The organism is Mesorhizobium sp. P2_D1 (assembly GCF_056404455.1).
On sequence record NZ_JBFUDZ010000020.1, the window covers coordinates 18347 to 43426 of the forward strand.

Genomic DNA, 25080 nt, shown 5'->3' on the forward strand with positions numbered 1-25080 from the left:
GTCCAGACGGTACAGTAAGACCGCCGTTATTTGAAATCGGGACCCGCAGTCGATATGTGTCCCGATGTCCGCGCTTTGCGCCGGATTTCGGCTGAGGGGACTTCCTTGTTCAAGCGTATCCTTCGTATCGTCATCATCGCCCTGGTTCTGCTCGTCCTCTTCGTCGTGGTCGGTGGCATTGTGGGCTTCAACTTCCTGCGCGACAACGGCATCAAGCAGTATTTCGCTACGATGAAGCCGCCGGCGGCGACAGTGTCGACGACCATCGCCAAGCCGTCGACCTGGACGCCGGGCGTCGAGGCTATCGGTACGGTCAGGGCTGTGCGCGGTGTCGATCTGACGGTTGAAACCACCGGTATCGTCAAGGAAATCCTGTTTCACGCCAACCAGAAGGTTGCGGAAGGCGCGGTCCTGCTGCAACTCGACGGTGCGGTCGAGCGCGCCGATCTGGAAGCGACGAAGGCGCAAGTCGCGGTCGTCCAGATGGCGCTGACGCGCGCCATTGAACTGCAGAGGCGCGGCGTCAATGCGGACGCTACGCTCGACACGGCGCGGGCAACCGCATCGGCAACCGCCGCGCAAGTGAACAAACTGCAGGCGGTGCTCGACCAAAAGCAGCTGACGGCGCCTTTCAGCGGCACGGTCGGCATTCCGAGAATCGACCTCGGCCAGTACCTGGCGCCTGGCACCGTAGTGGTGACGTTGCAGGATCTGGACACGATGCGGGTCGATTTCTCGGTTCCCGAACAACAGCTCCCGCTACTCAAGATCGGCCAGACGGTGCGGCTGGGCATCGGCGGCGGCGAGATGCCCTATGCCGGTACCATTCGCGGCATCGACCCGAAAATCGACCCATCCAGCCGGTTGGTGAATATCAGGGCGGAAGTCGCCAATCCTGAAGGCAAGCTGACCCCGGGCCAGTTCGTGCAGGTCCGTGTCGAACTGCCCGAAGAGCAGAATGTGCTGGCGCTGCCGCAGACGGCGCTGACCACCAGTCTCTATGGCGACTATATATTCGTCGTACAGCCGGCGAAGCCCGCCGAAGCGCCCCCAGCGCAGGCAGCCAAGCCGGAAGAAAAGCCCGCCGCGTCGGCAACCGACAAACCGGCGGACGCCCAGCCCGCAGACAAAGAGCCCGCGGATACCAAACCGGCTGACGCGATGAAGCCGGCGGCAGATGCAACCAAGCCTGCCGCCGATGCGGCAAAGCCAGCGGACAAGGCTGCCGATCCGGCCAAGCCGGCGGCGGAAGCTGACAAGCCCGCGTTGGTGCTGTCGCAGGTCTTCGTCAAGCCCGGTCGTCGCAACGAGGGCATGGTCGAGATCGTCGAGGGGTTGAAGGCTGGAGACGAAGTCGTCACCGCCGGTCAGAACCGGCTCTTCAATGGCATGTCCGTCGCGGTCGACAACACTATCGACCCGACCAAATCGGCGAACAAGCAGGCCGACCCGCAATGAGCTTTTCCGATATCTTCATTCGCCGGCCTGTCCTTTCGACGGTCCTTGCCTGCATGATCCTGCTGCTGGGTTTCCAGGGCATCTTCAACCTGTCGATCCGGCAATATCCGAAGGTCGACGAGACGGCGATCACCATCACGACGGCCTATCCCGGCGCCAGTGCCGACCTGATCCAGGGCTTCATTTCCGCTCCGATCGCCCGCGCCGTGGCCTCGACCGAGAACATCGACTACGTCACCTCGTCGAGCCGTCCGTCTTCCAGCACCGTGACGGTGCAGATGAAGCTTGGCTCCAACCCCGACGTGGCACTGACCGAAGTGCTGTCCAAGGTCCAGGGCGTGCGCGGCACCTTGCCGGACGCCTCCAAGGACCCCGTCATCGTCAAGGGCACCGGCCAGCAGTTCGCGATGATGTACATCTCGATGCAGAATCCGAACATGACGAAGGAGCAGCTGACGGAGTATATCGAGCGCGTCATTCGGCCACGCATGTCGACGGTCGAAGGCGTCGCCGACGTGCAGATCTTCGGCGCCCAGGAATACTCGATGCGCGTCTGGATCGACCCGGTCAAGCTTGCCGCGCGCGGCGTGACTGCCGCCGAAGTTCTGGAGGCGATCGATAATTCCAACTTCCTGTCGGCGCCGGGCAATACGCAGAACGAGTATGTGGTCTCGTCGATCACAGTGCGCTCGACACTGCAGACGCCGGAAGCGTTCGCCGCGCTGCCGCTGCGCTCGACCGACGGCAACGTGGTGCGGCTGCGCGACGTAGCTCGCGTCGAACTCGGCGCCGAGAACACCGACACCAGGGTCAGCTTCAACGGCAAGCCCGGCACCTTCCTTGCCATCTTCCCGACACCCGCGGCCAACCCGCTGACCACGGCGGCGGCGCTTACCAAGCTGGTACCGCAGATTCAGGAAACACTGCCGAAAGGCATGACCATCGAGGTCGTCTACGATGCGACCGGGCAGATCAGCGCCTCGATTGAAGAGGTGTTCAAGACCATCGCCGAGGCGGTTGCCATCGTCATCGTCGTCATCCTTTTGTTCCTTGGCTCTTTCCGTTCGGTGATGATGCCAATCGTCACCATCCCGCTGTCGCTGATCGGCGTCTGCTTCCTTTTGTTTGCGGTGGGCTATTCGATCAACCTCCTCTCCCTGCTGGCCATGGTGCTGGCAATCGGCCTCGTCGTCGATGACGCCATCGTGGTGGTCGAAAACATCCACCGCCACATGGAAGAAGATCACATGTCGCCGATGCAGGCGGCGTTCAGCGGCATGCGCGAAATCGCGTCGGCCATTGTCGCCATGACGATGACGCTGGCCGCCGTGTTCGCGCCGCTGGCCTTCACCGGCGGCCTGACCGGCGCGCTGTTCCGCGAATTCGCGGTCACGCTCGCTGGCTCGGTGGTGCTGTCAGGTGTCATCGCCGTCACCATCACCCCGATGATGTCGGCGCGCCTCTTGAAGTCCAGCACACCGGGCCGTTTCCAGCGCATTGTCGACGGCACCTTCGCGCGGGTCGAACACGTCTACGAGAGGGCCGTCACCGGTTCGTTGAACTATCGCCCGCTGACGCTGATCATTGTGCTGGCGCTTGTCGGCGTCACCGGCTTCATGTTCACCAAGACCTCGAGCGAACTGGCGCCGGAAGAGGACCAGGGCTTTCTGCTCTCGATTGTGACGGCGCCACGCTATGCGACGTCCGACTACACCGAGACATACGTCAACCAGATGCTCGGCCTGGTGAGGGATATTCCCGAGACGCGGGCGCAGTTCTCCGCCGTCGCCTTCGGCGGTGAGACAAACAGCGCCTTCGTCGGCTTTGCCTTCAAGGACTGGGCTGAGCGCAAACGCAATTCCAAGGAATTGCAGGCCGACATTACGGCCCGTCTCGCCAAGGTGGCGGGTGTACAGGCCTTCGTCTTTGCGCCACCGACGCTGCCGGGCTCCGGCGGCGGCCTGCCCATCGCCATGGTGGTGCGATCGACCGGCGATTCCTCGGAAGTGTACGATGTGGCGGAGAAGATCAAGAACAAGGCGCAAGCCTCCGGCCGCTTCATCGTCGTGCAGAATTCGATGGCCTATGACGCACCGCAGGTGACGGTGACCATCGATCGCGACCGCGCCGCGGCCCTCAACCTGCCGATCGCCGATATCGGCCGGACGTTGACGCTGCTGGTCGGCGGTGCCGAAGTGGCGCAATTCGATCGCGACTCCAACAGCTACGACATCATCCCGCAGGTGCCGCAGGAGTTCCGCGACAACCCCGAAAAACTCGGCCAATACTTCGTACGCAGCGTTACTGGCGAAATGGTGCCGCTGTCGGCGGTGGTGAAGATTTCGACCAATGCCGCGCCGGCGGCCATCGAGCAGTTCAACCAGCTGAATTCGGCGACGATTTCCGCGCTTCCACTGCCCGGCGTCACCACCGGCGACGGGCTGAAGGCACTGGAGGACATCGCCAGGGAGAACTTGCCCGATAGTTTCTTCATCGATTACTCCGGCCAGTCCAGGCAGGAGAAAGAACAGGGCAATACCATCCTGATCGCCTTTGCGGCGGCCGTCATCGTCATCTATCTAGTGCTGGCGGCGCAATTCGAAAGCTTCCGCGACCCGCTGATCATCATGATGGCGGTGCCGCTGTCGATCTTCGGCGCCATCGTGCCGCTCAATCTGGGCCTCGGCACGCTCAACATCTATACGCAGGTCGGCCTGATCACGCTGATCGGCCTGATCACCAAGCACGGCATCCTTCTGGTCGAGTTCGCCAACCAGCAGCGTGAAATCCATGGCATGCGGCGGCGTGACGCCATTATCGCCTCGGCCAAGGTCCGCCTGCGCCCGATCCTGATGACGACGGCGGCGATGGCGCTTGGCGTGGTGCCGCTGATCACGTCCAGCGGTGCGGGCGCCGCCGCGCGCTATTCGATGGGCCTGGTCATCTTCACCGGCATCCTGGTCGGCACCATGTTCACGCTCTTCGTCGTGCCCATGTTCTACACTTTCATCGCCAGCAAGGACCTGCCGCATCTGGCCGAGAAGCCGGATCCCAAGCTGATGCCGGCACTACCGAACTGAAGCAAAAACAGGATGACAACAAAAAAAGAGGCCGGAAAATTCCGGCCTCTTTTTTTGGCTGGGCTCGATACCGCCGGTTTGAGCTGTACTCGATACCGCGCAAACTTTCCTGCGGGAGCCTTGAACGAGGACGCCGCGGTTGGCCTGCCCCGTTTCACAGCCTGCTACTTGACGATGACGATGCTGGTGTTGGTCGGCCCGAACATTTCGACGAGCTGATAGAAATCGGCGGCGTTGTCGGGATGCAGCCGCACGCAGCCATGCGAAGCCGGCTGGCCGAGGCGCTTGATCGCGTTGGTGGCATGCACCGCATAGCCGCCGCTGAAGAAGACCGAGTGCGGCATCGGCGCGTTGTCGTACTTCTTCGAATACCACATCTCATGCATGCGTGTCGGCTTGAACGAGCCGGTCGGCGTCACATGGGCTCCGTCGCCGGTGGAAACCTTCCAGGCGAAGGCCGGCCGGCCGTCGACCGAGACTTCCATGACCTGCTGTGAAAGCGAGACGCGCGCCACGATCTTGTTGGCGGCGTGCGCTGCGCCCGAGCCTGCGCCGAACAGCAGTGCCGCACCGGTCAGGGCGGCGGCGGCGACGTTGATGAGCTTGGCGGAAATGGCGGTGTGCATGATGGTATCCCCTCTCTCTGCCGGACTTGGCCGGCTCCAATTCGATGGCTGCTTATCCCAATGGCATGTTTCGGGGAGATTTCGTGAAATGCTCGTTTTTGTTTCGAATCTGTTTCCTCTGGTTAACAAGAAACGCCGCTGACGCAGCCGAGAATGGGGGACAGACACTGCTTGCTGACGGGGCTCAGATCACAAACATGGGTATTTGCCTCTAAACGAAGGTGCGAATTTCTGTATATGAAACAATGATCTTCGATCTCGAAACCAAGCGGCAACAAAGCGCGACTCCAAGCGGCATGATCCGGATACCGGCCGCAAGCAAAGTTGACGTAACGAAAACAGCCGGTACGAAAATGGAAACGAAATCGAACGCACTGTCCTGGGTTCTCAGGATCAGCATCGCGGCAGTGGTCATCGGCGGCGTCGGCACGGTTGCCGGCAACTCGTTGACAAATCTCGGCGCGATGACGTCGGGCGAGATTTCGACCCTGCATGCCGCACTGTTTTTTGCCACGGTCTGGATTGTTTCCAGCCTGCGCGTCGTTCGGCTCAAGGCCCTCTGGCGGGTCGGTCTTAAGCTGACGGGAATGCGCGGCCCCTCCGGCAACTTGCTGCCGAGAGGACCGAAGGCCCGCGCCGCAGCGGGGGGCTCCGTGAGCGGCGCGGGCACTTCGGGAGTATCCTGAAGTGACCTGCAACACACATATGGGGAACTGATACGATGAACACGAAATTCGCCGCTTCGGTGCTTTCTGCACTGCTTTACGCACAGGGCCTGCTGGGCTTTGCCGCCGTTGCCACCGTGCTGCTCAGGGACCGCGCCCATGCGAGCGAGCTCAGCATGGGCAATGACATCCCATCGGGTCCCTCGCTGCTGGTGGTGCGCTGATCGTCAGGAGCATCGGATCCAGGTGGAAACTCCGATGCTCGAACCAAGAGATGGCGTCAGTGCCCAGCCGTCAGTCGACGAATTGCTGCGGCGGATCAAACCGATAGCCGGCGCCGCGAATGGTGGTGATGGTGTCGGTGTCGAGCTTGCGGCGCAGCCGCACGATGCGCGAATCGATCGAGCGATCGAAGGCGTCGGCGTTTTCGGCAGGTGCCGCGGCAATGATATCGTCACGCGTCAGCACCTTGCGCGGACTGGCCAGGAACAGCCTGAGCAGCGCCACCTGACCGGGCGAAAGCTGCTCTTCCGTGCCGGACCGATGCATGACCATGGCCGATCTCAGATCGACGGTCGCGTTCTCCAGCACGATCAGTTCCTGCGTGCCCCTGCCGCGTCGCGAAAGCAAGCCTCCGACACGGGCGGCGAGTTCCCTGACATTGAGTGGGCTCTCGACGACGTCGGCCGCACCAAGCTCGAGCGCCAGCACCTTGTCGACGAGATCTGCCGGCCGGCAGATCAAGATGAAATCCGGTCCGCCCTCGCCACCATGGCGCTTGAGCAGATCCCGCCCCTCCGCCTGGCTGACGCTGTCGCCGATGACGACGACGTCGATGCCCTTTCCCGACAGCAGCGACTCAGCCTCCCATGGCTGCCGCGCCTGATGCACATCGTGGCCACGCCGCTCGAGATGGTCGGCGAGTTCGGTCGCGACCACTTCGGCGACCGAAACGAGCGCAATGACGGATCGTGCGGCCATATTTTCCAACCGTTCCTTGGCAACTAGATATGAGTGCTGGACATCATGTTTATACCCAATCTACTTTCCACTGAAAGTGGGAGCGAGAGCATCGTGYGGGCAAGAATTGTCATCGTCGAGGATGAGCCCGATCTGAGGGACGCGGTTGCCGAATATCTCGGCGCCGCCGGCTATGACGTGGTCACCGCCGAAAGTGCGGCCGCCGCGCGCAGCCTTGTTGAAACCCAGTCGTTCCACCTCGCCATCCTCGACATCGCCATGCCGGGCGAGGATGGCCTCTCGCTCGGTCGCTGGCTGCGTTCGCGGCTGCCGATCGGTATCATCTACGCGACCGCCGCCGGCACCGCGCTCGACCGCATCGTCGGGCTGGAACTCGGCGCCGACGACTACATCGTCAAGCCCTACGAATTGCGCGAAGTGCTGGCAAGGGTCCGTAGCGTGCTGCGCCGGGTTCCTCAGCCGCAGGAGCTTCAGGGCAAGAAGGCCGCGACGGATCGCCGTTCCGTTGCCTTTGGCCCTTTCCAGGCCGATCTCGATGGTAGGCTGGTCACCGGCGCCAATGGCTCGGTGATCGACATGGCCAAGAGCGAGTTCGACGTGCTGGAGGTTTTCCTGACCCGCGCCAACCGGCTGCTGACCCGCGCCGCGATCTCCGAGGCGATCGGCTTCACCGAAGACCCGGACTCGTCGCGCGCGGTCGACATCCGCATCATGCGGCTGCGCAAGAAGATCGAGACGGATCCGGCCAATCCGAAATTTCTGCGCACGGTGCGCGGCGAAGGCTATATCTTTTCGCTGCCGACCGGCGACGGCAACTGAGCACCCGACCCCAAAGAAGGGTCAGGCTCGCAGCCGTCGCTCGCCGATCGAACTGGCCCTGGAATGACGGCAGAAGATGACCGCTGAAGCAGCAAACACGGATATGCAAGGGCTCAGGCAGGGCGCGGCGATGGCGGCCGTGCGCGTCGTTCGCCGTCTGCGCGAGGCCGGCGACTGGCAGCGCGAGATGGAGGGCATCCTCGAAACGCTCTGCCGGGCCATAGAATGCCAGCGCGGCATCCTGTTTCGCTTGCGCGAGCTGCCCGGCCAGGGCTTCGCCCAGTCGGTCGCCGCCTATTGGATCGACCCCGACTTCGGCGGAGAACTGGCATCGCCAACCGTCATCATGCAGTCGGTCGTCAATTCGGATCCGCTGCTGGAGCGGGTGGCCGAGGATGAGCGGCAAGGCAAGATCTTCGCCGGTCACACGCGCGATCTCGAAGGCTTCCTGAGAACCGACTTCGAAAAGCAGAACATCAAGTCGTTCCTGTCGGTGTCGGTCTTCGCGCATGGCCATCTGTGGGGCACGCTGGCGGTCAATGACTGCGTCGACGAGCGCGAGTGGACCGACGAGGAAGAGGCGACGCTGCACATCATCGCGCTCGCCATCGGCGACGCCATCGAGCGATCGCCCTCCGACGCCCATGCCAGCGAAGTCATTCGCCGCACCATGCTGCAGGCCTCGCTCGACGCCATCATCGTCATCGACGAGGCCGGGTCGATCATCGAATTCAACCCTGCCGCCGAAAAGATGTTCGGCTTCCAGCGCAGCGACATCCTCGGCAAGGACCTGCTCGACACCGTCGTGCCCGAATACTACCGCAAGGGCTATTCTTCGGGCGCCGACTATATGTCCGGCCGCGGCGCGCCTATGGTTGGCCAGCGGCTAGAGACCGTGACGCAGAATGCGGCCGGCGAGGTGTTTCCGATCGAGCTGACGGCGACCGAGATGCGGGTCGCCGATCGCCGACTGATCTTCGGTTCGATCCGCGATTTGCGCGACAGGCTACGCGCCGAGGAGGAGATCGGTCGCCAGCGCGAGAAGCTACACCAGAACGAGAAGATGGCGGCGATGGGTTCGTTGCTGGCCGGCGTCTCTCACGAACTCAACAACCCACTGGCCGTGGTGGTGGCGCAATCGACGCTGCTGCACGAATTCGCCTCCGATCCGCAGACCAAGGTACGTGCCGAGAAGGTGCGTGCCGCCGCCGAGCGTTGCGGCCGCATCGTCAAGAGCTTCCTGTCGATGGTCCGCCTTCATCCTGCAGCCCAGGCCGAGACCGACCTCAACCAGGTGATCCGCGCTGCCCTCGAGGTGACCGCCTACGGCGCGCGATCAAGCGGCATCATCATCGACACCGATTTCGCCGCCGGCCCGCTGCTGGCCATGGCCGACGCCGACCACGTGACGCAGGTGGCGGCCAACTTCCTCATCAACAGCCAGCATGCATTGGCCGGCATTGCCGGCGACCGGCTGATCAAGGTACGGACGTTCCGCAGTGATCGGGGCAACCCCGGCTTCTCGGTCGAGGACAATGGCCCCGGCGTGCCGGAAGCGATCCGCGGCCGCATCTTCGAATCCTATTTTACCACCAAGCCGGTCGGCGTCGGCACCGGCATCGGCCTGTCGATCTCGAAATCGATCATCGAGCGGCACAATGGCAATGTCTGGTTCGAGGAAGTGATACCGAGGGGAGCACGCTTCGTGGTCCAGCTGCCCGCCATTGCGGCCGGCGCCGCCAGCGCCGGCGAGAACCAACCGCGCTCGAGCGGCTTGCGTCATGCCTTGATTATCGACGACGAGCCGGATGTCGCCGGCTCGCTCTCCGACATCCTCGAATTGATGGGCATCAAGTCGCGAATTGCACCCGTCTGGGAATCAGGCACCATCACCTTGGGCGGCCACATGCCGCCCGATATCGTCTTTTCGGACCTGCGAATGCCCGGCATCAGTGGCATATCGATCTATCGCGAGTTGCTTGTCGAAAGGCCCGACCTGGCGCAGCGTTTCGTGCTGGTCACCGGCGACCTGATCGGCGCGAAAGCCGAAATCGAGGCCTTGCCGGCGCAGCAGCGGCCGCAGATCCTGGAAAAGCCGTTCAGCACTTTGGATGTACGCAGCGTGCTGTCCGCCATTGCCGAACAGGCGGCATTGAAAGGATAAAAAGAGGCCCCCAGCCGGGCTCGTGGCAGGGGGCCGAAGAAGAGCGCGCTGGAGGGAGCGCTCGGGGGAGGTCAGAGCATGATCCCAACGAGGGAACCGGTTTCGGGATCAGGCTTTGACAAAAATCAGAAAACGTTCGGCGTGCTGGTCAACGGCGCAGCATTGGCGATCATGCGGATCGCGCGGATCTTGTGCGCTCCTGACTGCTCGGCGATGGCGCGCAGGCAATCCATGCTCTCGGCGCCCCAGGCCTGACCCTTGCAGGCGAAGTCGATCGTCGGCATCGGCAGGCGCGCGGTCCTGGTCGTCGTCTGCGCGCCGTCGACGAGGTTGGCTGGCGGATTCAACGAGGCGAAGGCCGGCCCGACTGTCGGCGCGAACGCCATGCCGATGAAGGCGCAAGCAGCCAGCAGAATGAACATCGCCATGGGATGGTCGCTGGCCTGCTGGCGCAGCGCCAGTTTCGGACGGCGGTCATCGCGCTCTGGAGCCTGGAGGAGGTGCTCGCCACGGGTCGTGTTGACTTTCGCATACATCGCCGTTCCCTTCGCTGAGTTTCTTTTTGGTGATGAAACGAACTTAGCCGCACTTTGTAACCGGGCTAGGGTGGCGCAAGTCTGACAATGTAACCGGCCTGAAACAGTGTTTCGGGCAAAATCGGGCAAAACCGGTCACAGCGGTATCCACATCCTCTCGAAGAATGGGGCTTCGCCCGATTCCGACCCCAATTTGCACTGGCCAAAGCGCAGCCGCGGCGCGGCCCAAAGCGGCGACCGGCAAGCCCTTCCCCGCCCGCGCAGAGGCGCTTCGTCCTTCGCCCGTTCGCCTCGCAAAATTGTGTCGGGACAGCGCCCTTGAAATCGTGACTAACACCCGGATTCTCCGGGATTTTCCGGGCCGACAGCCGCGGAGATTTTGGCTCCAGACGACATAAGGATTCCGTCCCAGAAATTGCCAGATTCCTACAAACCATTGCATTTCAATGAAAAATATGCTTTTATTGAATGAGCATTCAACAAAAAGAAGAGACGTTTTATGAACCCGCACCTCCGCGACGTGGCGATCCCCAACGATTGGGACCGGCGGGGACTGCCGGGCTGGAGTTACCATTCCGATGCCCTTCTGGAACTCGAGAAGGAGCACGTCTTCCGCAACCACTGGCAGATCGTCGGTCATGTCTCGGACATCCCGAATGCCGGCGACTACCTGACCATGGATGTGGTCGGCGAGCGCGCCTTGATCGTGCGCGGCAAGGACGACGTCGTGCGCGGCTTCAACAACATGTGCCGCCACCGCGGCAGCCGCGTCGTCGCCGACAGCCAGGGCAATTGCAAGAATGCGCTGGTGTGCCCGTTCCATGGCTGGGTCTACAATCTCGACGGCACGCTGCGCGGTGCCGCGCGCCCGCGCTCCTTTCCCGATCTCGACAAGACCGAATTCGGCTTGATGCCGCTCGATCTGGAAATCTGGATGGGTTTCATCTTCATCCGTTTCCGCAATGGTGGGCCGCAGCCTTCGGTCGCCGAGTTGATGAAGCCGATCGAGCCGGAATTCGCGCATTACAAGGCCGCCGACATGGTGCCCTCCTGGGGCATCTGGACCCAGAAGACGCCGGTCAACTGGAAGTCGGTGCGCGATGTCGACAATGAGGGCTATCACGTCGCCATGGCGCATCCCGCGCTGCAGGATCTCTATGGCGCCACCTATTTCGACGAGCCGTTCATCAACGGCGTGTCACGCTCCTTTGCCACCTACAATCCGCATGCCGGCCGCCGCTGGAGCGTCAAGAACTATGTCAAGATCGCGCCCGAGCCGACGCATCTGCCCGACTATCTGAAGAAGGCCTGGGTCTATTACGGCATCTTCCCCAATGCGGTCATTTCGGTGATGCCGGAATCGGTGCAGTTCTATCAGGAGTTTCCGCTGTCGACCGGGCAGACCCTGCTGCGCGGCGCCATCTACCGCTACCGCGACGAGAGCCGCGAGCAGGCCGCGGCCCGCTACCTCTCCTTCCGCATCGATCGCGACACCATGTCGGAGGACGTCCAGCTTTCGGTATGGTCGAACGAATCCATGCTGTCCGAGGCCTTCGAGGGCTTTTATCTCTCCGACCTCGAATATGGCGTGCGCACCCATCATGACCACCTGCGCAAGATGCTGCCGGTGCTCGGCCTGGAAACCGCGCCCGAGGAGAAGGACATGTGGAATCTGAACGACGCGCTCAGGTCGCGGTCTTAAGGGCAGACGGCGATCAGAGGCCTTCTCCCCGTGCTACGGGGAGAAGGGAGAATTCACCCCCGCCACACGCCTTCTTTCGTCAGATCATCCATCGTGCGCGAAATGCCCTCGCGCAAGATGCCGACCATGTCGTCGATCTGCTCGCGCGTGATGACCAGCGGCGGCGACATCACGCACATGTTGATTAGCGGACGGACCAGCAGGCCGAGTTCATGGCAATGGGCATCGATGCGCTTGCCGACATTCTTGTCGAGCTGCAGCGGGTTCTTGCTTTCGCGGTCGGCCACGCATTCGACGCAGCCCATCAGCCCGAGGCCACGCACCTCGCCGACCAGCGGCAGCTCTTCCAGTGTCTTCAGCTGCGCCTGGAAATAGGGCGCGACGTCCTGCGTATGGGCAAGCACGCTCTCTTCCAGCAGGTCGAGGTTTTTCAGCGCCACGGCGCAACCGACGGGATGGCTGGTGTAGGTCAGGCCGTGGCCGAAGATCGCGTCGGGATGGTTCGACCGGCGCAATTCTTCCAGCAGCCGCTCCGAGATGATGACACCGCCGAGCGGGAAATAGCCCGAGGTGACCCCCTTGGCGAAGGTGATCATGTCGGGATCGATGCCGAACATGTCGCCCGAGGCAAAGACATGGCCAAGCCGGCCGAAGGCAGTCACCACCTCGTCGGAGACATAGAGGATGTCGTTGTCGCGGCAGATCTCGCGGATGCGCTTGAGGTAGCCGTCGGGCGGCACGACGACGCCGCCGGACGCCTGCACCGGCTCGCCGACGAAGGCGCCGATCTTCTCAGCGCCGACTCGGGCTACCGTGTCGCGGAACTGATCGACCAGGAAATCGGTGAAAGCGGCAAGGCTCATACCGTGCGGGCGGCGGAACGGATCGGGCGAAGACAGCTTGATCACCAGCTCGTCGGCGCCGTCCATCCAGTCGTGGTCGCGCGGTCGGCCATTCAGCGAGGCCGACAGATAGGTCGAGCCATGGTAGGCGCCGCCCCGGCTCAGGATCAGCTTCTTTTCCGGCCGGCCGCGCACATTGTTGTAGAACTGCATGAAGCGCAGCGCCGTCTCGACGGCCGAAGAGCCGCCGGTGGTGTAGAAGACATGGCTGAGATCGCCTGGCGCATGGCCGGCGATGCGCTGGGCAAGTTCCGCCGACGGCGCGTTCATCGTGTACCACGGCGTGTTGTAGGACAGCGCCATCGCCTGGTCGTACATCACCCTGGCGAGTTCCTCGCGGCGGTGGCCGACATTGACGCACCACATGCCGGCAGGCCCGTCGATCAGCCGCTTGCCGGTGCTGTCGGTGATGTAGATGCCGTCGCCTTCGCCGATCAGCGTGCGCGCTTCGGCACCGACAGAACCGGCATAGGGCCAGGGCTGGATGAGATGGCGCTTGGCCAGCTCGACGGCATCGTCATCGCCGACATCAGCCGTATTGCTAGCCCTCAAATCTCTCACAGCAGCCACAATAGCCTCCACATCATCTCGTCCAATTTTTCTCGGCATGAAATTCAGCGTCAAATGCCGGAAATGGCGGCGTTCTTCACTTCATTTTGAATGTCCGTTCAATCAATATTGCAGAAATAGCGCTTGATTTCAATCCGCCGATGCGCGCATGATCAAGAAAGCCGGCAAGCCAAAACAAAATTGGGAACAGGCGCCGGCGCCAGCACAATGGGATGCCGTATGGCGGGACAGTCCAGGCCAGCAACCGAGATCACACCCGGAGCCCTGCAATGACGGCGGCGGCGGAAGGGTCGCCCCCGTGGCGCATGACGCGGGCCAGACGAAATGCCCTTCTGCAATCCGAACCCGTACAGGGCCTTGCCCTGATCAGCCCGACCTTTCTCTACGCGCTCATCCTTCTCGTCCTGCCGATCCTGGTGGTCATTGCGCACTCCTTCTGGACGCAGAACTACCTGACCATCGACCGCACTTTCACGCTGGAAAACTACCGCATCGCGCTGACCGAGCCGATCTACCGCGATCTGTTATGGCGTTCGCTCTACATCTCGCTGACGGTCAGTCTGTTCACGGTCATCCTGGCCTATCCGATCGCCTACTTCATTTCGTTCCACGGCGGTCGCCACAAGAGCCTGTGGCTGTTCCTCATCACCATCCCGTTCTGGACCAGCTATCTCCTGCGCGTCATGTCGTGGAAGGTTATCCTCGGCTACAACGGCGTCCTGAATTCCGGCTTGATGGGTCTCGGTATCATCGACGAACCGTCGACCGCCCTGCTCTACAACTCAAGCGCCGTCATCATCACGCTCACCCATGCCTGGGCGGCCTTCGCGATACTGCCAATCTTCGTCTCACTGGAAAAGGTCGACCGCACGCTGGTCGAGGCAGCCACCGATCTCGGCGACGGCCCACTGCGCTCATTCTTGCGCGTGACCTTGCCGCTGTCGGCGCCAGGCGTGATTTCTGCGGCCTTGATCGTCATGATCCCGACCGTCGGCGACTATGTCACACCGAAGCTTGTCGGCGGCAAGGACGGCGTCATGATCGCCAATGCCATCCAGGCGCAGTTCGGCAAGGCCTCAAACTGGCCGCTGGGCGCGGCCCTGTCTGTCACCACCATGCTGATCGTGACGCTGATGGCGGGCGCCACGGTGCTCATCATCCGCGCTCTGCAGAGGCTGGCGCGATGACGACGGTGCGGCGTTTCCTGTCCGGCGGCTGGCTGCCGGCCTACGCGTTTCTCTACGTCGTGTTTCTCTACCTGCCGGTAATTTTCCTGCCGATCTTCTCGGTCAACACGGCGGCGACGCCGAAGTTCCCGCTCTCCGGCTTCACCTTGCATTGGTACGAGGACCTGCCCCGCACCCCGGCTTTGCTCGACGCCGCCTGGAACAGCCTGATCGTCGGCGTGTCGGCCGCGGTTCTCTCCACGGTGCTTGGCATCCTCGCCGCCCGTTCGATCACCCGCTACCGCTATCCCGGCCGCCGCACCATCAACGGCCTGATCATGGCGCCGCTGGTTCTGCCGGAAGTCATCGTCGCCATCTCGATGTTGCTGGTGATGCTGCAGCTCGGCTTGAGCCTGTCGCTGTTCACCGTCGTGCTCGGCCATGTCCTGGTCTGCATCCCCTATTCGATGACGGTGCTGACCTCCGGCTTCGAAGGCTTCGACCGTAGCCTGGAGGAAGCCTCCGCCGATCTCGGCGAAAGCGCCTTCGGAACGTTCCGGCGGGTGACGCTGCCGATGGTGGCGCCGGCCATCATCTCCAGCCTGCTGGTCTGCTTCACCATCTCGTTGGATGAGTTCATCATCGCCTTCTTCCTCACCGGGACAGAGGCGACGCTGCCGATCTACATCTGGGGCCAGTTGCGTTTCGCGGCGAAATTGCCCGGTGTGCTGGCGCTCGGCACGTTGTTGCTGGTTGCCTCCTTCCTGCTGATGACAGTTGCCGAAATCCTGCGTCGCCGCGCCGCCAGACGCACCCAGAACGAGGGAGGCCTCTATGCCTGAGCAGCCGCAAGTCGAGCGCTCCCAGTCCGATAGGCCAATGATCGAGATCCGCAACATCACCCGCAGCTATGGTGCGTTCAAGGCGCTCGACGACGCCTCCTTGACCATCAAAGAGGGCGAATTCTTTTCGCTGCTCGGTCCATCCGGCTGCGGCAAGACCACGCTGCTGCGCATGATCGCCGGCTTCGACAATCCGACCAGCGGCTCGATCTCGGTCGGCGGCCAGCCGATGGAAGGCATCCCGGCCAATCGCCGGCCGACCAATATGGTCTTCCAGAGCTATGCGATCTTCCCGCATCTCAATGTCGAGCAGAACGTTGCCTATGGGCTGAAGCGGCTCAAGCTGCAGGGCGGCGAGGAGAAACGCCGCGTCGAGGAAGCGCTGGCGCAGGTGTCGCTGACCGGCCTCGGCAAGCGTCTGGCAACCGAGCTTTCCGGCGGCCAGCGGCAGCGCGTGGCGCTCGCCCGTGCGCTGGTCATGCGGCCCAAGGTGCTGCTGCTCGACGAACCGCTGTCGGCGCTCGACAAGAAACTGCGCGAGCAGATGCAGGTCGAGTTGCGCCGCCTGCAGCAGGCTGTCGGCATCACCTTCGTGCTGGTCACCCACGACCAGTATGAGGCGCTCGCCATGTCCGACCGCATCGCCGTGATGTTCGGCGGCAAAATCGCGCAGGTCGCCTCGCCCAAGGAAATCTACCAGCGGCCGGTCAATCGCCAGGTCGCCGACTTCCTCGGCGGCATGAACTTCGTCAAGGCTGAGATCGTCGAGGAGAATGCCGCGTCATTGGTTGTCGACACGCTGGGCTTCGGCCGCGTCAAGACCGACAAGCCCAAGGCCTTCGTGCGCAATGGTGGCGCAGCCACGCTCGGCATCAGGCCGGAACGCCTGCGCGTGCTGTGGGATAACGCGACGGCCAAGTTCGAGGTCGCAGGCAAAGTCGTCGAACGCCACTATTTCGGCGAGATCACCCATTTGATCGTCGAGATACCGGGCCTGGAAAAGCCGCTGTCGGTGACCGAGACCAACGATTTCGGCGCCGACGACATCCCCGTCGGCACCTCGATCCGCCTCGCCTACGATCCCGAGGCGCTGGTGGCGATGGCCGATTGAAGATCGGCCATGATCTTGCCCGCCGCGATGCGCCCGGCAACGATGGCGCCTTCGACATAGCCCGGAAATGACGGCGACAGTTCTGAACTGGCGAAATACACCGGCGCAGCGCCGGCCAGGATTGTGCGCTCGGCGTCGGTTGCCGTCGCATCGATGATGAGATCGCCGTAGGCGCCGCCGCTCCAGCGGTCATCCGTCCAGTCGCGATAGCTGAGATCGAGGATGCCGGCCGCCTCGGGCCCCAAAGCCTCCACCAGCCTTTTCGCTATTTCGGCGCGCAGTGCCCCATCGCCGAGTTCGCGCCAGCGCAAGGCGAGCGGCCCGCCGACGAAGACCACCAGCGCGGCGTCATCGTCGTCCTTGCTGACATCACAGGCAAAAAGCCCCGGCAGGTCGCGCCACATCACCATGCCGCTCAGGCCGTGGTCGCGCCAGAAGGCGGTGGGAAAGCGCACCAGCACCTTGATCACCGCCCCGCTTTGCCAGACCGCCAGAGCTCTTTGCAGGCCAGCCGGCAGCGGCGGCGCAAAATCCAGTTTCGCGGCCATCGTCGGCGGTACGGCGATCAACACCGTCCGCGCCTCGATGGTGCCCGCCGCCGATGCGAGACGGACCCTTCCCGGCCCATGTTCGATCCCCGTAACCGCTCTGCTCAACCGCAGCCGGTCGCCGAGATCGCGAGCCAGATCGTCGGCCAGCGAATGCATGGTTTCGCGCACGAAATACTGCAGCTCCGTCACCTCGTTGGTGATGCGCCGGTCATTGTCGATCAGGTGCCACAACGGCAGCTTTTCCAGAGCCTGACACCACAGGCCTTCGATCATCGAGCGGAACACCGCCTTGGCGTCGTCAGGATCGCTCTGGCCAGCGAGCCATGTGGCTACGGTCAGGCCGGCAATTGCCGGATCATCAGGCGAGATCGCATTCATGCGGTCGCGGATCGCCATCGAGCCGGCATAAGTTCGTTCCGCCTCCCTCGCAGACATCGCCGGTTGGGCGACGAAGTCGCCATCCAGATAAGTCTCGACCAGCGTCTTGCCGCGCGCCGCGACGAGGGCCATCAGCTCCGGCATGTCCTCGCACAGGAACTGACCGCCGCTGTCGACGCGCTCGCCAAGCCCATTCTGCCTGGACTCGACGCGCCCGCCGACGCGGTCACGCGCTTCGAGCAGCCGGAAGTCGATGCCGACCGCCTTCAGCTCGAGCGCTGCCGACAGGCCGGTGAAGCCGGCACCGACGATGACGACGTCGGTTCTTTGCGGTTCGCTCGTCAATAGCCGGCCTTGATCTTCTCGAACTCAGCGACCATGCGCTGCTTGAGCTCCGGCGCCACCGGCTGCTGGAACAGCGTCTTGTCGAGGAATATGTCGAGATTGTCGAAGCCGCGGTCGACCAGCACCTTGTGGTCGATCGCCGCCATGCCGGCGCCATTGCCATGGCCGTAGCCGAAAGTCTTGACCAAGTAGTCCGACACGGCGGGTGCATTGACGGAGTTCAAGAAATCATAGGCTTCGTCGAGCTTGCCCGGCGCATCCTTCATCAGCACATAGCCGCACACCCAGGTCGAAATGCCTTCCTTGGTGTCGCGGTTCATGGCGATCGGCATGCCTTGCCCCCTCAGCGTCACGAAGGTCTCATTCCAGCCCCAGACGAGGTCGACCTCGTTGCCGATAAAGGCCTGGTTGAGGTCGGTGTCGTCGGTCCAGTAGAAGCGGATGTTCTTGTGCACGTCGCGCAAGAAAGCGGATGCCTCCTGGAACTGCGCATCGGTCATCTTGGTCCAGTCCTTGAGGCCGATGACGAGGCTCGCCAGCGCATAGGCGTCGTCGACATTGTCACCGATGGTGACGCGGCCTTTGAAATTGGGATCGGCAAAAATCCTGAGCGACTGCGCCTGTTCGGCCGTCACCTTGTCGGTGCGGTAGAGCAGCGAGGTGTTGCCCCAGTCGAACGGCATGAACCAGGCCTTGCCGTCGGCGGTGGTGGCGAGATCCTTCATCGCCATGATCCCGGGATTGAGGTCCTTCCAGCCGGCGATCCTGGAGGTGTCGAGCGGCTGCAGCATGTCGGCCTCGCGCCACTTGACCACGCTTTGCGAACAAGGGTGGGCAACATCGGCCGTGAAGCCCGCCCGCATCTTCTCGAAAGCTTCGTCCTCGTCGCCAAAGAAAGCGAAGGTCGGCTCGGCGCCGTATTTGGCAGCGTAGGTGGGGTGCAGCAGCGGATCTTCATAGCCCGACCAGTCGAACACTACGAGGTCGCCACCACCCTCCGCCAAGGCATGGACGGAGCCTGCGCCGATCAAACACGCGGTGGCAAGGGCAAGGCGGCGTAGCACTGACTTCATGGCTCGAAAACTCCCCCGTCGCGAAAAAGGTTGCTGTGACGTTAGGAGAATTCGGCTTCTTTGGCGAGCCCGTCCGCCCGCCATGTCGACGGGCGGACGGACCGGCGAGACAGGCTCAATAGCCGGCTTTGATCTTCTCGAATTCGGCGATCATCTTGAGCTTGAGTTCGGAAGGAACCGGCGACTGGAACAGCGTCTTGTCGACGAATTTCTGCACGTCGTCATAACCCTTTTCCTTCAGCACCGCCTGATCGACGCCAGCCATGCCCTTGGCATTGGCCTGGCCATAGCCCCAGTCCTTGACCAGCACCTTGGCGGTCTCCGGATCGTTGACGGCGTTCAGATAGTCATAGGCCTTGTCGATATTGTCGGGCGCGTCCTTGAACAGCACGTAGCCGCAGACCCAGGTCGAGATGCCTTCGTCGGTGTCCTTCTTGGACATGATCGGCACGCCGGCCGCCACCGACTGCACCGTCGCGTCATTCCATGCCCAGGCGAGGTCGACCTCGCCACCGCTTAACAGCTGCACGACGTCGGTGGTGTCGGTCCAGTAGGAGCGCACGTTCTTGTGCACCTGGCGCAGGAAATCCGAAGCCTGCTTGAACTGGTCATCGGTCATCTTGGTCCAGTCCTTGAGGCCGATAGCGAGGCTAGCCAGCGCATAGGCGTCGTCGACGTTGTCGCCGATCGACACCCGTCCCTTGAACTTGGGGTCGGCGAAGGCCTTCAGCGACTGCACGTCCTTGGCGTCGATCTTGGAGGTGTTGTAGGTGAGTTGGGTGTTGCCCCAATCCCAAGGCATGAACCACGCCTTGCCGTCCGGCGTGGTGGCAAGATCCTTCATCGCCATGATGCCGGGATTGAGGTCCTTCCAGCCCGTGATCTTCGACGTGTCGAGCGGCTGCAAGAGGCCCGCCTCGCGCCATTTCACCACGCTCTGCGAGCAGGGATGGCCGAGGTCGGCCTTGAAGCCGGAGCGAACCTTCTCGAACGCCTCATCCTCGTCGCCGAAGAAGGCGAAGGTTGGCGAGTCGCCGTTCTTCTCGACATATTTCGGATGGAAGCTGGGGTCTTCGTAGCCGGACCAGTCGAACACGATCAAGTCCTTGTCGGCGGCGACCGCAAGTGCGGCTGCCGACGCCGCCAGCGTTCCGGCCAGCACCAGGGTCAGTGTCAGGCGTCTCGTTAGTGTTTTCATTGTTCCATCCTCTGTGGTTTTCTTATGGTTTCGCCGCGCCGGCCGCCTTCCACGGATAGTGTTTGGGGAATGCCGCCGACAGGAATTCGTTTGCCGCCTGCAAGGCGGTTTCACGGGTGGTGTCCTCGGTCCCCATCATCAACCGCAGCCACAACCCTTCGGTCATGGCACTGAGTGCCAGCGCCATGACCTGCGGCTCATAGGTATAGTCGCCGCTCTGCTTCAGCGCCGCGCAAAGGTCGATGAAGATGTTTTGGTAGACGGCATCGCGGGCACTGCTCAGCGCCTGATAGGTCGGCCGCGACTTGGCCTCGCCCCAGAAGGCGCACCAGGCGGCGAGCTTGCGCTTGTTGCAGATCGAACGGTCGAAATCGGCCGCGACCAGCGCCTGGAGTTGCCGGGCGGGATCATCGCCGGCCTTCTGCAGGGCATTGCGCCAATGCGCCGAGTACTCGTCATACATATGCTGCAAGGTCGCGATGAGCAGCTTTTCCTTGCTCTCGAAATGGAAATTGACGATGCCGCGCGACAGGCCCGCGCCATCGGCGACATCGGCCATCGTCGTCTCCGAATAGCCGCGCTTGGCCAGTGAATCGATCGTCGCCTCGATGAGCTGAAGCTGCCTGACCTCCTTCGAGGCCTTGCGTCCGCGCTTCTCGGATTCAGCTTTCCGCATTGGTTCAAGGAGGGTTTCCCTGGCGTCTGCCGTCTTCATGGGTCTGATGGTCTCCAGCATCGCCGGCTATCCAACCGGCTTCCGACCGCGAAGATGAGTGGGACGGTGTTCGCCACTGTCAAGCACCTTCTGCATGGCTTCCCAGGTTCGTATGTTCTTGTCGACATAGGCGGCGCCGACCACCGCGGCCACAGTCGGATAGAGCGGTCCTTTCAGCCTTTCCAACTCGCCACGCGCGACGTCGCGGTACCAGGGATTGCGGTCCCTGACGGTGACATCGGCAAAGCCGGCGCGGCGCATCGCCTGCGCATAGCGGGAGGGCGATGCCATGGCGAAGGACAGGCCCTCCGCAGCGACGTAGGCCTTCATCTCGGGCGACGGTTCGCCGTCATGCGAGATCATCCAGTTGGAGGCGGCAAAGACACCGCCCGGCTTCAGTACGCGGAAGATTTCGGCGAACAGGCCATCCTTGTCGGGCACATGCAGCAGCGCATCCTTGGAGAAGACGACATCGAAGGAATGGTTGGCGAAAGGCAGCGAGCCCGGTGGCGCCTGGATGAAGCTGACACGATCCGCGAGCCCACGCGCGCCGGCGCGGCGCCGGGCTGTCTCGATCACCGGCTGTTCGACATCGAAGCCGGTGGCGTGGGCAGCGCCATGGCGCTCGACCAGGTGCAGCGTGATGCCGCCCGAGCCGCAGCCGATGTCGAGGATCGTCTTGCCTTTGAGCGAAAGCCCTTCGACCACCCGGTCAACCTCGTCCGGCCCACCGGGCGACAGGTAGCCATCGCCCCACAGCGCCTCGAGGAAGCGAATGGCGGTGTCGTCATACTCAGGCTCGGCTGCTGCCGTTTCGATCATCGCACCTCGGCCCCGTCAGCCGATTTGAGCACTTTCGATTGCCGGCAAAGCGTAGCGCATACAGGGCAAAACGCAACACCATTTGTTGAACATTCATTCAATATGGCTGGACAAAATGGCGGCTGCCATGCCAAATTCCGCGCATTCGGGAACAGATCACGCAAAAATGAAGAGCGGGTCGCACGGGAAGACTGGGCCAAAATGAAAGCTTGGGATGCGATCATCATCGGCGGCGGACACAACGGGCTGGTCAACGCCTGCTATCTGCAGCGCGCCGGCCTCGACGTGCTGGTGGTCGAGAAGAACGACTGGGTCGGCGGTGCCGCCACCAGCCGGGAATTGACGCCGGGCTTCCTCTATTCCAACTGCTCCTATGTCTGCTCGCTGTTTCGCCCCGAGATTATGCGCGACCTCGAACTGCCGCGCTTTGGCCTGCAGGTCATCTCCTATGAGGGCGGCGCGGTATTCACGCGCGACGGTGACTACCTCGCCAACTACCGCGACCACGATGCCCACCGGCGCGAGTTCGCCCGCTTCTCGAAGCGCGATGCCGAAGCCTATGACCGCTACGCCCGCGACGTGACGCGGCAGTGCCGCTTCATCCAGCCGCTCCTGATGCGCACCGCACCCGACCCGACCAGCCTGCGGCCGCGCGACCTCGGAGAACTGCTCTATCTCGGCAAGAAATTCGCAGGCCTGTCGGCGCAGGAAATGGCGCTGACACTGCGCTTCTGGACCATGTCGATCTCGGAGTTTCTCGACGAATATTTCGAGACCGACGTCATCAAGGCGAACTTCGCATTGTCCGGCATCATCGGCACCGCGCTCGGGCCGATGTCGCCCGGCACCGCCTATGTGCTGCTGCATCACTATATGGGCGAGGTCGATGGCTCGGTCGGCGCCTGGGGTTATGCGCGCGGCGGCATGGGCGCGGTCACCAAGGCGCTGGCCGCGTCGTTCAAGGCGTCGGGCGGCACCATCCGCACCGGTGCCGAGGTCGACCATGTGCTGGTCGGGAGGGGCAAGGCCAAGGGCGTGGTGCTGGCCGGCGGCGAGGAGATTTATGGCAAGCTCGTCGTCTCCAATGCCGACGTGAAGCGCACCTTCCTGAAGCTGGTCGAGGAAAAGGAACTGCCCGATGTCTTCCTGCGCCGGGTCAGGAACTTCAAGATCCGCGGCTCGTCCGGCAAGGTCAACATCGCTCTCGACTCGCTGCCGGAATTCCCGGCGCTGCCGAAGGATTCGCCGGTCTATCGCGGCGACATGCATTTCACCGATTCGATGGAGCGCATGGAGCGCGCCTATGACGACTGGAAGGCCGGGCGCTGGTCGGCCGATCCGTTCCTCGACATGGTCATTCCAACGACCCTCGACCCGACCATGGCGCCGGCCGGCAAGCACTTCATGAGCTGCTTCGTGCAATACGCGCCCCCCAAGATAGCAGGAGCCGAGTGGACCGACGCCGACCGCGACGGCTTTGCCGAGAGCGTGATTTCGCAGATCGCGGAATACTCGCCGGGCTTTCGCGACCGCATCGTCCACATGGAGGTGCGCACGCCGCGCGAGATCGAAGCCGAGGTCGGCCTCACCGAAGGCAACATCTTCCAGGGCGAACTGACCTTCGACCAGCTTTTGTTCAACCGGCCCGTGCCGGGTTACGCGCAATACCGCTCGCCGGTCGGCGGCCTCTATATGTGCGGTTCCTCGACCCATCCCGGCGGCGGCGTCATGGGTGCGCCCGGCCGCAACGCCGCGGCGGAAATCCTGCGCGACCTCGCCAAATCCACCTCGCATATGAGCGCTGCCCATGACGTCATCTGAGACAATCGTCATTGGCGGCGGCCACAACGGCCTCGTCGCCGCGGCCGCGCTGGCGAAAGCCGGCCGCAAGGTGCTGGTGCTGGAAGCCGGAAGCGAAGTCGGCGGCGCCGCGCGCACCGAGGAATTCGCGCCGGGCTTTCGTGTCTCGTCAGTCGCCCATCTGCTGAACCGGCTGCATCCGGATGTGGTCAAGGCGCTGGACCTGGACAAGCACGGGCTGCAATTCGCGCGCGCCGACTTCATGCCGTCGGTTGCGCTGTCGAGGGACGGCCCGCCGCTGGTCTTGCATGGCGCCTATGGCGAGGTGCTGACAGGCGCCAGCTCGTCCGAGCAGTCGGCCTGGAAGGAGCTGCGCGCGCAGCTGCTGCGCTATGCCGGCCTATTGAAGCCGTTCCTCTCCCGGCGCCCGCCCGATCTCGCCGGTATGTCACTGATCGAGACCGCGTCCCTCGGCCAGGCCGCGCTGGCGCTGAAGAAGCTCGGCAAGGAAGACATGCGCGACTTCCTGCGCGTGCTGCTGATGAATGTTGCCGACCTGCTCGACGAGCAGTTGGCTGATATCAGGCTAAAAGGCCTGCTCGCTTTCGATGCGACGCTGGGCAGCCATCTCGGCCCCCGCTCGCCGACATCATTGCTCGGCCTCTACTACCGGCTGGCCGGCGAGACCGGCGGTGCAGCCGGCGCGCAGATACTTCCGCAAGGCGGCATGGGCGCGATTGCCGCTGCCATCCGTGCCGCGGCGGAAAAGGCCGGCGTTACCATCCGCACGTCGACGCCGGTGGCGAAGATCATTGTTGAGAAAGGCCGCGCAGTCGGTGTTGCGCTCTACACTGGCGAGGTGCTGCGTGCCAGGACGATCGTCTCGGCCATCAATCCGGCGACCACCTTCCTCGACCTTGTCGGGCCGCGCGAGATCGATACCGGCTTTGTGCGCAAGGTGAAAAACATTCGCATGAAAGGCGATGCGGCCAAGCTCAATCTGGCGCTCGACCGGCCGCCGCAATTCACCGGAGTCGATGCCGCCGGCCACAAGGGCCGCCTGGTGATCGCGCCCTCGCCCGACCATGTCGAGCGCGCCTTCAACCCATCCAAATATGGCGAGTTCTCACCCGAGCCGGTGATGGAGATCACGCTGCCAAGCCTCGCCGACCCGTCGCTCGCGCCGAGCGGCGCCTGCGTGCTGTCGGCGGTCGTGCAATACGCGCCCTACGCGCTGAAAGAGGGTTGGGATGCCGGCAAGCCGAAATTCCTCAAGGCGATCATGGCCCAGCTCGAAGCCTATGCGCCTGGCATCGGCAAAAGCGTGGTCCACGCCGAGCTTCTGACGCCGGCCGACATCGAAGCGCGCTACCGCATGCCGGGCGGCCACTGGCACCACGGCGAATTGCAGGCCGACCAGATGCTGATCTCGCGACCGGTGTCCGGCTGGTCGGGCTATGGCACACCGCTCGAAGGGCTGTTCCTGGCGGGCGCCGGCTCGCATCCCGGCGGCGGCGTCTCCGGCGCTCCCGGCCTCAACGCCGCGCGGCGCATCATCGCGATGAAGGGGTAAGCC

General features: G+C 63.1%; 21 protein-coding genes. 12 read left to right on the forward strand and 9 right to left on the reverse strand.

Annotated elements, in window-relative coordinates; all coding sequences use genetic code 11:
• The first annotated feature begins 105 nt into the window (after positions 1–105).
• Positions 106–1458, forward strand: coding sequence for an efflux RND transporter periplasmic adaptor subunit (locus tag AC1D0I_RS16355; protein WP_477396367.1), 1353 nt, complete (start codon positions 106–108; stop codon positions 1456–1458).
• Positions 1455–4538, forward strand: coding sequence for an efflux RND transporter permease subunit (locus AC1D0I_RS16360; protein WP_477396369.1), 3084 nt, complete (start codon positions 1455–1457; stop codon positions 4536–4538). Before AC1D0I_RS16355 ends, AC1D0I_RS16360 begins: the two co-directional genes overlap by 4 nt.
• 164 nt (positions 4539–4702) lie before the next feature.
• Here the strand turns inward: AC1D0I_RS16360 and AC1D0I_RS16365 are convergent, their stop codons facing one another.
• The gene (locus AC1D0I_RS16365) at positions 4703–5164 is read right to left on the reverse strand and encodes a L,D-transpeptidase (RefSeq protein ID WP_095089260.1); all 462 of its coding nucleotides are present in this window, start codon (positions 5162–5164) and stop codon (positions 4703–4705) included.
• Between the two features lie 245 nt (positions 5165–5409).
• On the opposite strand from AC1D0I_RS16365, the gene AC1D0I_RS16370 reads away from it, so the two are divergent.
• On the forward strand, positions 5410–5850 hold the full coding sequence (locus tag AC1D0I_RS16370) for a hypothetical protein (RefSeq protein WP_477396371.1): 441 nt from the start codon (positions 5410–5412) through the stop codon (positions 5848–5850).
• Positions 5851–5885: 35 nt separating this feature from the next.
• Positions 5886–6053 carry a hypothetical protein gene (locus AC1D0I_RS16375; RefSeq protein ID WP_457151570.1) on the forward strand — a complete coding sequence of 56 codons (168 nt, stop codon included), beginning with the start codon at positions 5886–5888 and terminating at the stop codon, positions 6051–6053.
• 70 nt (positions 6054–6123) lie between these two features.
• On the opposite strand, the gene AC1D0I_RS16380 is transcribed toward AC1D0I_RS16375, so the two are convergent.
• Positions 6124–6810, reverse strand: a complete 687-nt coding sequence (locus tag AC1D0I_RS16380; protein WP_457151571.1) for a winged helix-turn-helix domain-containing protein — start codon at positions 6808–6810, stop codon at positions 6124–6126.
• Between the two features lie 45 nt (positions 6811–6855).
• Here AC1D0I_RS16380 and AC1D0I_RS16385 point away from each other — a divergent pair, with 45 nt between their 5' ends.
• Complete coding sequence (locus AC1D0I_RS16385; RefSeq protein WP_477396373.1) at positions 6856–7629, forward strand: response regulator; 774 nt, start codon at positions 6856–6858, stop codon at positions 7627–7629.
• Between the two features lie 76 nt (positions 7630–7705).
• On the forward strand, positions 7706–9793 hold the full coding sequence (locus AC1D0I_RS16390) for a PAS domain S-box protein (RefSeq protein WP_477299899.1): 2088 nt from the start codon (positions 7706–7708) through the stop codon (positions 9791–9793).
• 125 nt (positions 9794–9918) lie between these two features.
• Here the strand turns inward: AC1D0I_RS16390 and AC1D0I_RS16395 are convergent, their stop codons facing one another.
• A complete protein-coding gene (locus AC1D0I_RS16395) occupies positions 9919–10329 on the reverse strand; it encodes a hypothetical protein (RefSeq protein ID WP_477396375.1) in 411 nt (136 codons plus the stop codon).
• A 499-nt stretch (positions 10330–10828) separates the two neighbouring features.
• Here AC1D0I_RS16395 and AC1D0I_RS16400 point away from each other — a divergent pair, with 499 nt between their 5' ends.
• Positions 10829–12031 carry an aromatic ring-hydroxylating oxygenase subunit alpha gene (locus AC1D0I_RS16400; protein WP_477396377.1) on the forward strand — a complete coding sequence of 401 codons (1203 nt, stop codon included), beginning with the start codon at positions 10829–10831 and terminating at the stop codon, positions 12029–12031.
• Between the two features lie 53 nt (positions 12032–12084).
• On the opposite strand, the gene AC1D0I_RS16405 is transcribed toward AC1D0I_RS16400, so the two are convergent.
• On the reverse strand, positions 12085–13503 hold the full coding sequence (locus AC1D0I_RS16405; RefSeq protein ID WP_477396379.1) for an aminotransferase: 1419 nt from the start codon (positions 13501–13503) through the stop codon (positions 12085–12087).
• A 269-nt stretch (positions 13504–13772) separates the two neighbouring features.
• On the opposite strand from AC1D0I_RS16405, the gene AC1D0I_RS16410 reads away from it, so the two are divergent.
• From AC1D0I_RS16410 to AC1D0I_RS16420, 3 genes are read left to right on the forward strand one after another with little or no spacing between them, the layout of a single operon-like run.
• Complete coding sequence (locus AC1D0I_RS16410) at positions 13773–14690, forward strand: ABC transporter permease (protein ID WP_095089267.1); 918 nt, start codon at positions 13773–13775, stop codon at positions 14688–14690.
• The gene (locus tag AC1D0I_RS16415) at positions 14687–15511 is read left to right on the forward strand and encodes an ABC transporter permease (RefSeq protein WP_477396381.1); all 825 of its coding nucleotides are present in this window, start codon (positions 14687–14689) and stop codon (positions 15509–15511) included. The genes AC1D0I_RS16410 and AC1D0I_RS16415 overlap by 4 nt, the downstream gene beginning before the upstream one ends.
• A 37-nt stretch (positions 15512–15548) precedes the next feature.
• On the forward strand, positions 15549–16622 hold the full coding sequence (locus AC1D0I_RS16420; protein WP_477396451.1) for an ABC transporter ATP-binding protein: 1074 nt from the start codon (positions 15549–15551) through the stop codon (positions 16620–16622).
• On the opposite strand, the gene AC1D0I_RS16425 is transcribed toward AC1D0I_RS16420, so the two are convergent.
• The 5 genes from AC1D0I_RS16425 to AC1D0I_RS16445 form a co-directional block, all read right to left on the reverse strand.
• A complete protein-coding gene (locus AC1D0I_RS16425; protein ID WP_477396383.1) occupies positions 16586–17896 on the reverse strand; it encodes a flavin monoamine oxidase family protein in 1311 nt (436 codons plus the stop codon). The genes AC1D0I_RS16420 and AC1D0I_RS16425 overlap by 37 nt on opposite strands.
• Positions 17893–18969, reverse strand: a complete 1077-nt coding sequence (locus tag AC1D0I_RS16430; protein WP_477396384.1) for an extracellular solute-binding protein — start codon at positions 18967–18969, stop codon at positions 17893–17895. Before AC1D0I_RS16430 ends, AC1D0I_RS16425 begins: the two co-directional genes overlap by 4 nt.
• 115 nt (positions 18970–19084) lie before the next feature.
• The gene (locus tag AC1D0I_RS16435) at positions 19085–20167 is read right to left on the reverse strand and encodes an ABC transporter substrate-binding protein (RefSeq protein WP_095089274.1); all 1083 of its coding nucleotides are present in this window, start codon (positions 20165–20167) and stop codon (positions 19085–19087) included.
• A 22-nt stretch (positions 20168–20189) separates the two neighbouring features.
• Positions 20190–20903 (reverse strand): transcriptional regulator BetI, encoded by a 714-nt coding sequence (gene betI, locus AC1D0I_RS16440; protein WP_477396386.1) that lies wholly within the window; start codon positions 20901–20903, stop codon positions 20190–20192.
• Between the two features lie 6 nt (positions 20904–20909).
• Positions 20910–21704 carry a class I SAM-dependent methyltransferase gene (locus AC1D0I_RS16445; RefSeq protein ID WP_477396388.1) on the reverse strand — a complete coding sequence of 265 codons (795 nt, stop codon included), beginning with the start codon at positions 21702–21704 and terminating at the stop codon, positions 20910–20912.
• Positions 21705–21905: 201 nt separating this feature from the next.
• On the opposite strand from AC1D0I_RS16445, the gene AC1D0I_RS16450 reads away from it, so the two are divergent.
• Both AC1D0I_RS16450 and AC1D0I_RS16455 read left to right on the forward strand, forming a co-directional pair.
• Positions 21906–23525, forward strand: a complete 1620-nt coding sequence (locus AC1D0I_RS16450; RefSeq protein WP_477396390.1) for a phytoene desaturase family protein — start codon at positions 21906–21908, stop codon at positions 23523–23525.
• Complete coding sequence (locus tag AC1D0I_RS16455) at positions 23512–25077, forward strand: phytoene desaturase family protein (RefSeq protein WP_477396391.1); 1566 nt, start codon at positions 23512–23514, stop codon at positions 25075–25077. Before AC1D0I_RS16450 ends, AC1D0I_RS16455 begins: the two co-directional genes overlap by 14 nt.
• Positions 25078–25080: the final 3 nt, after the last annotated feature.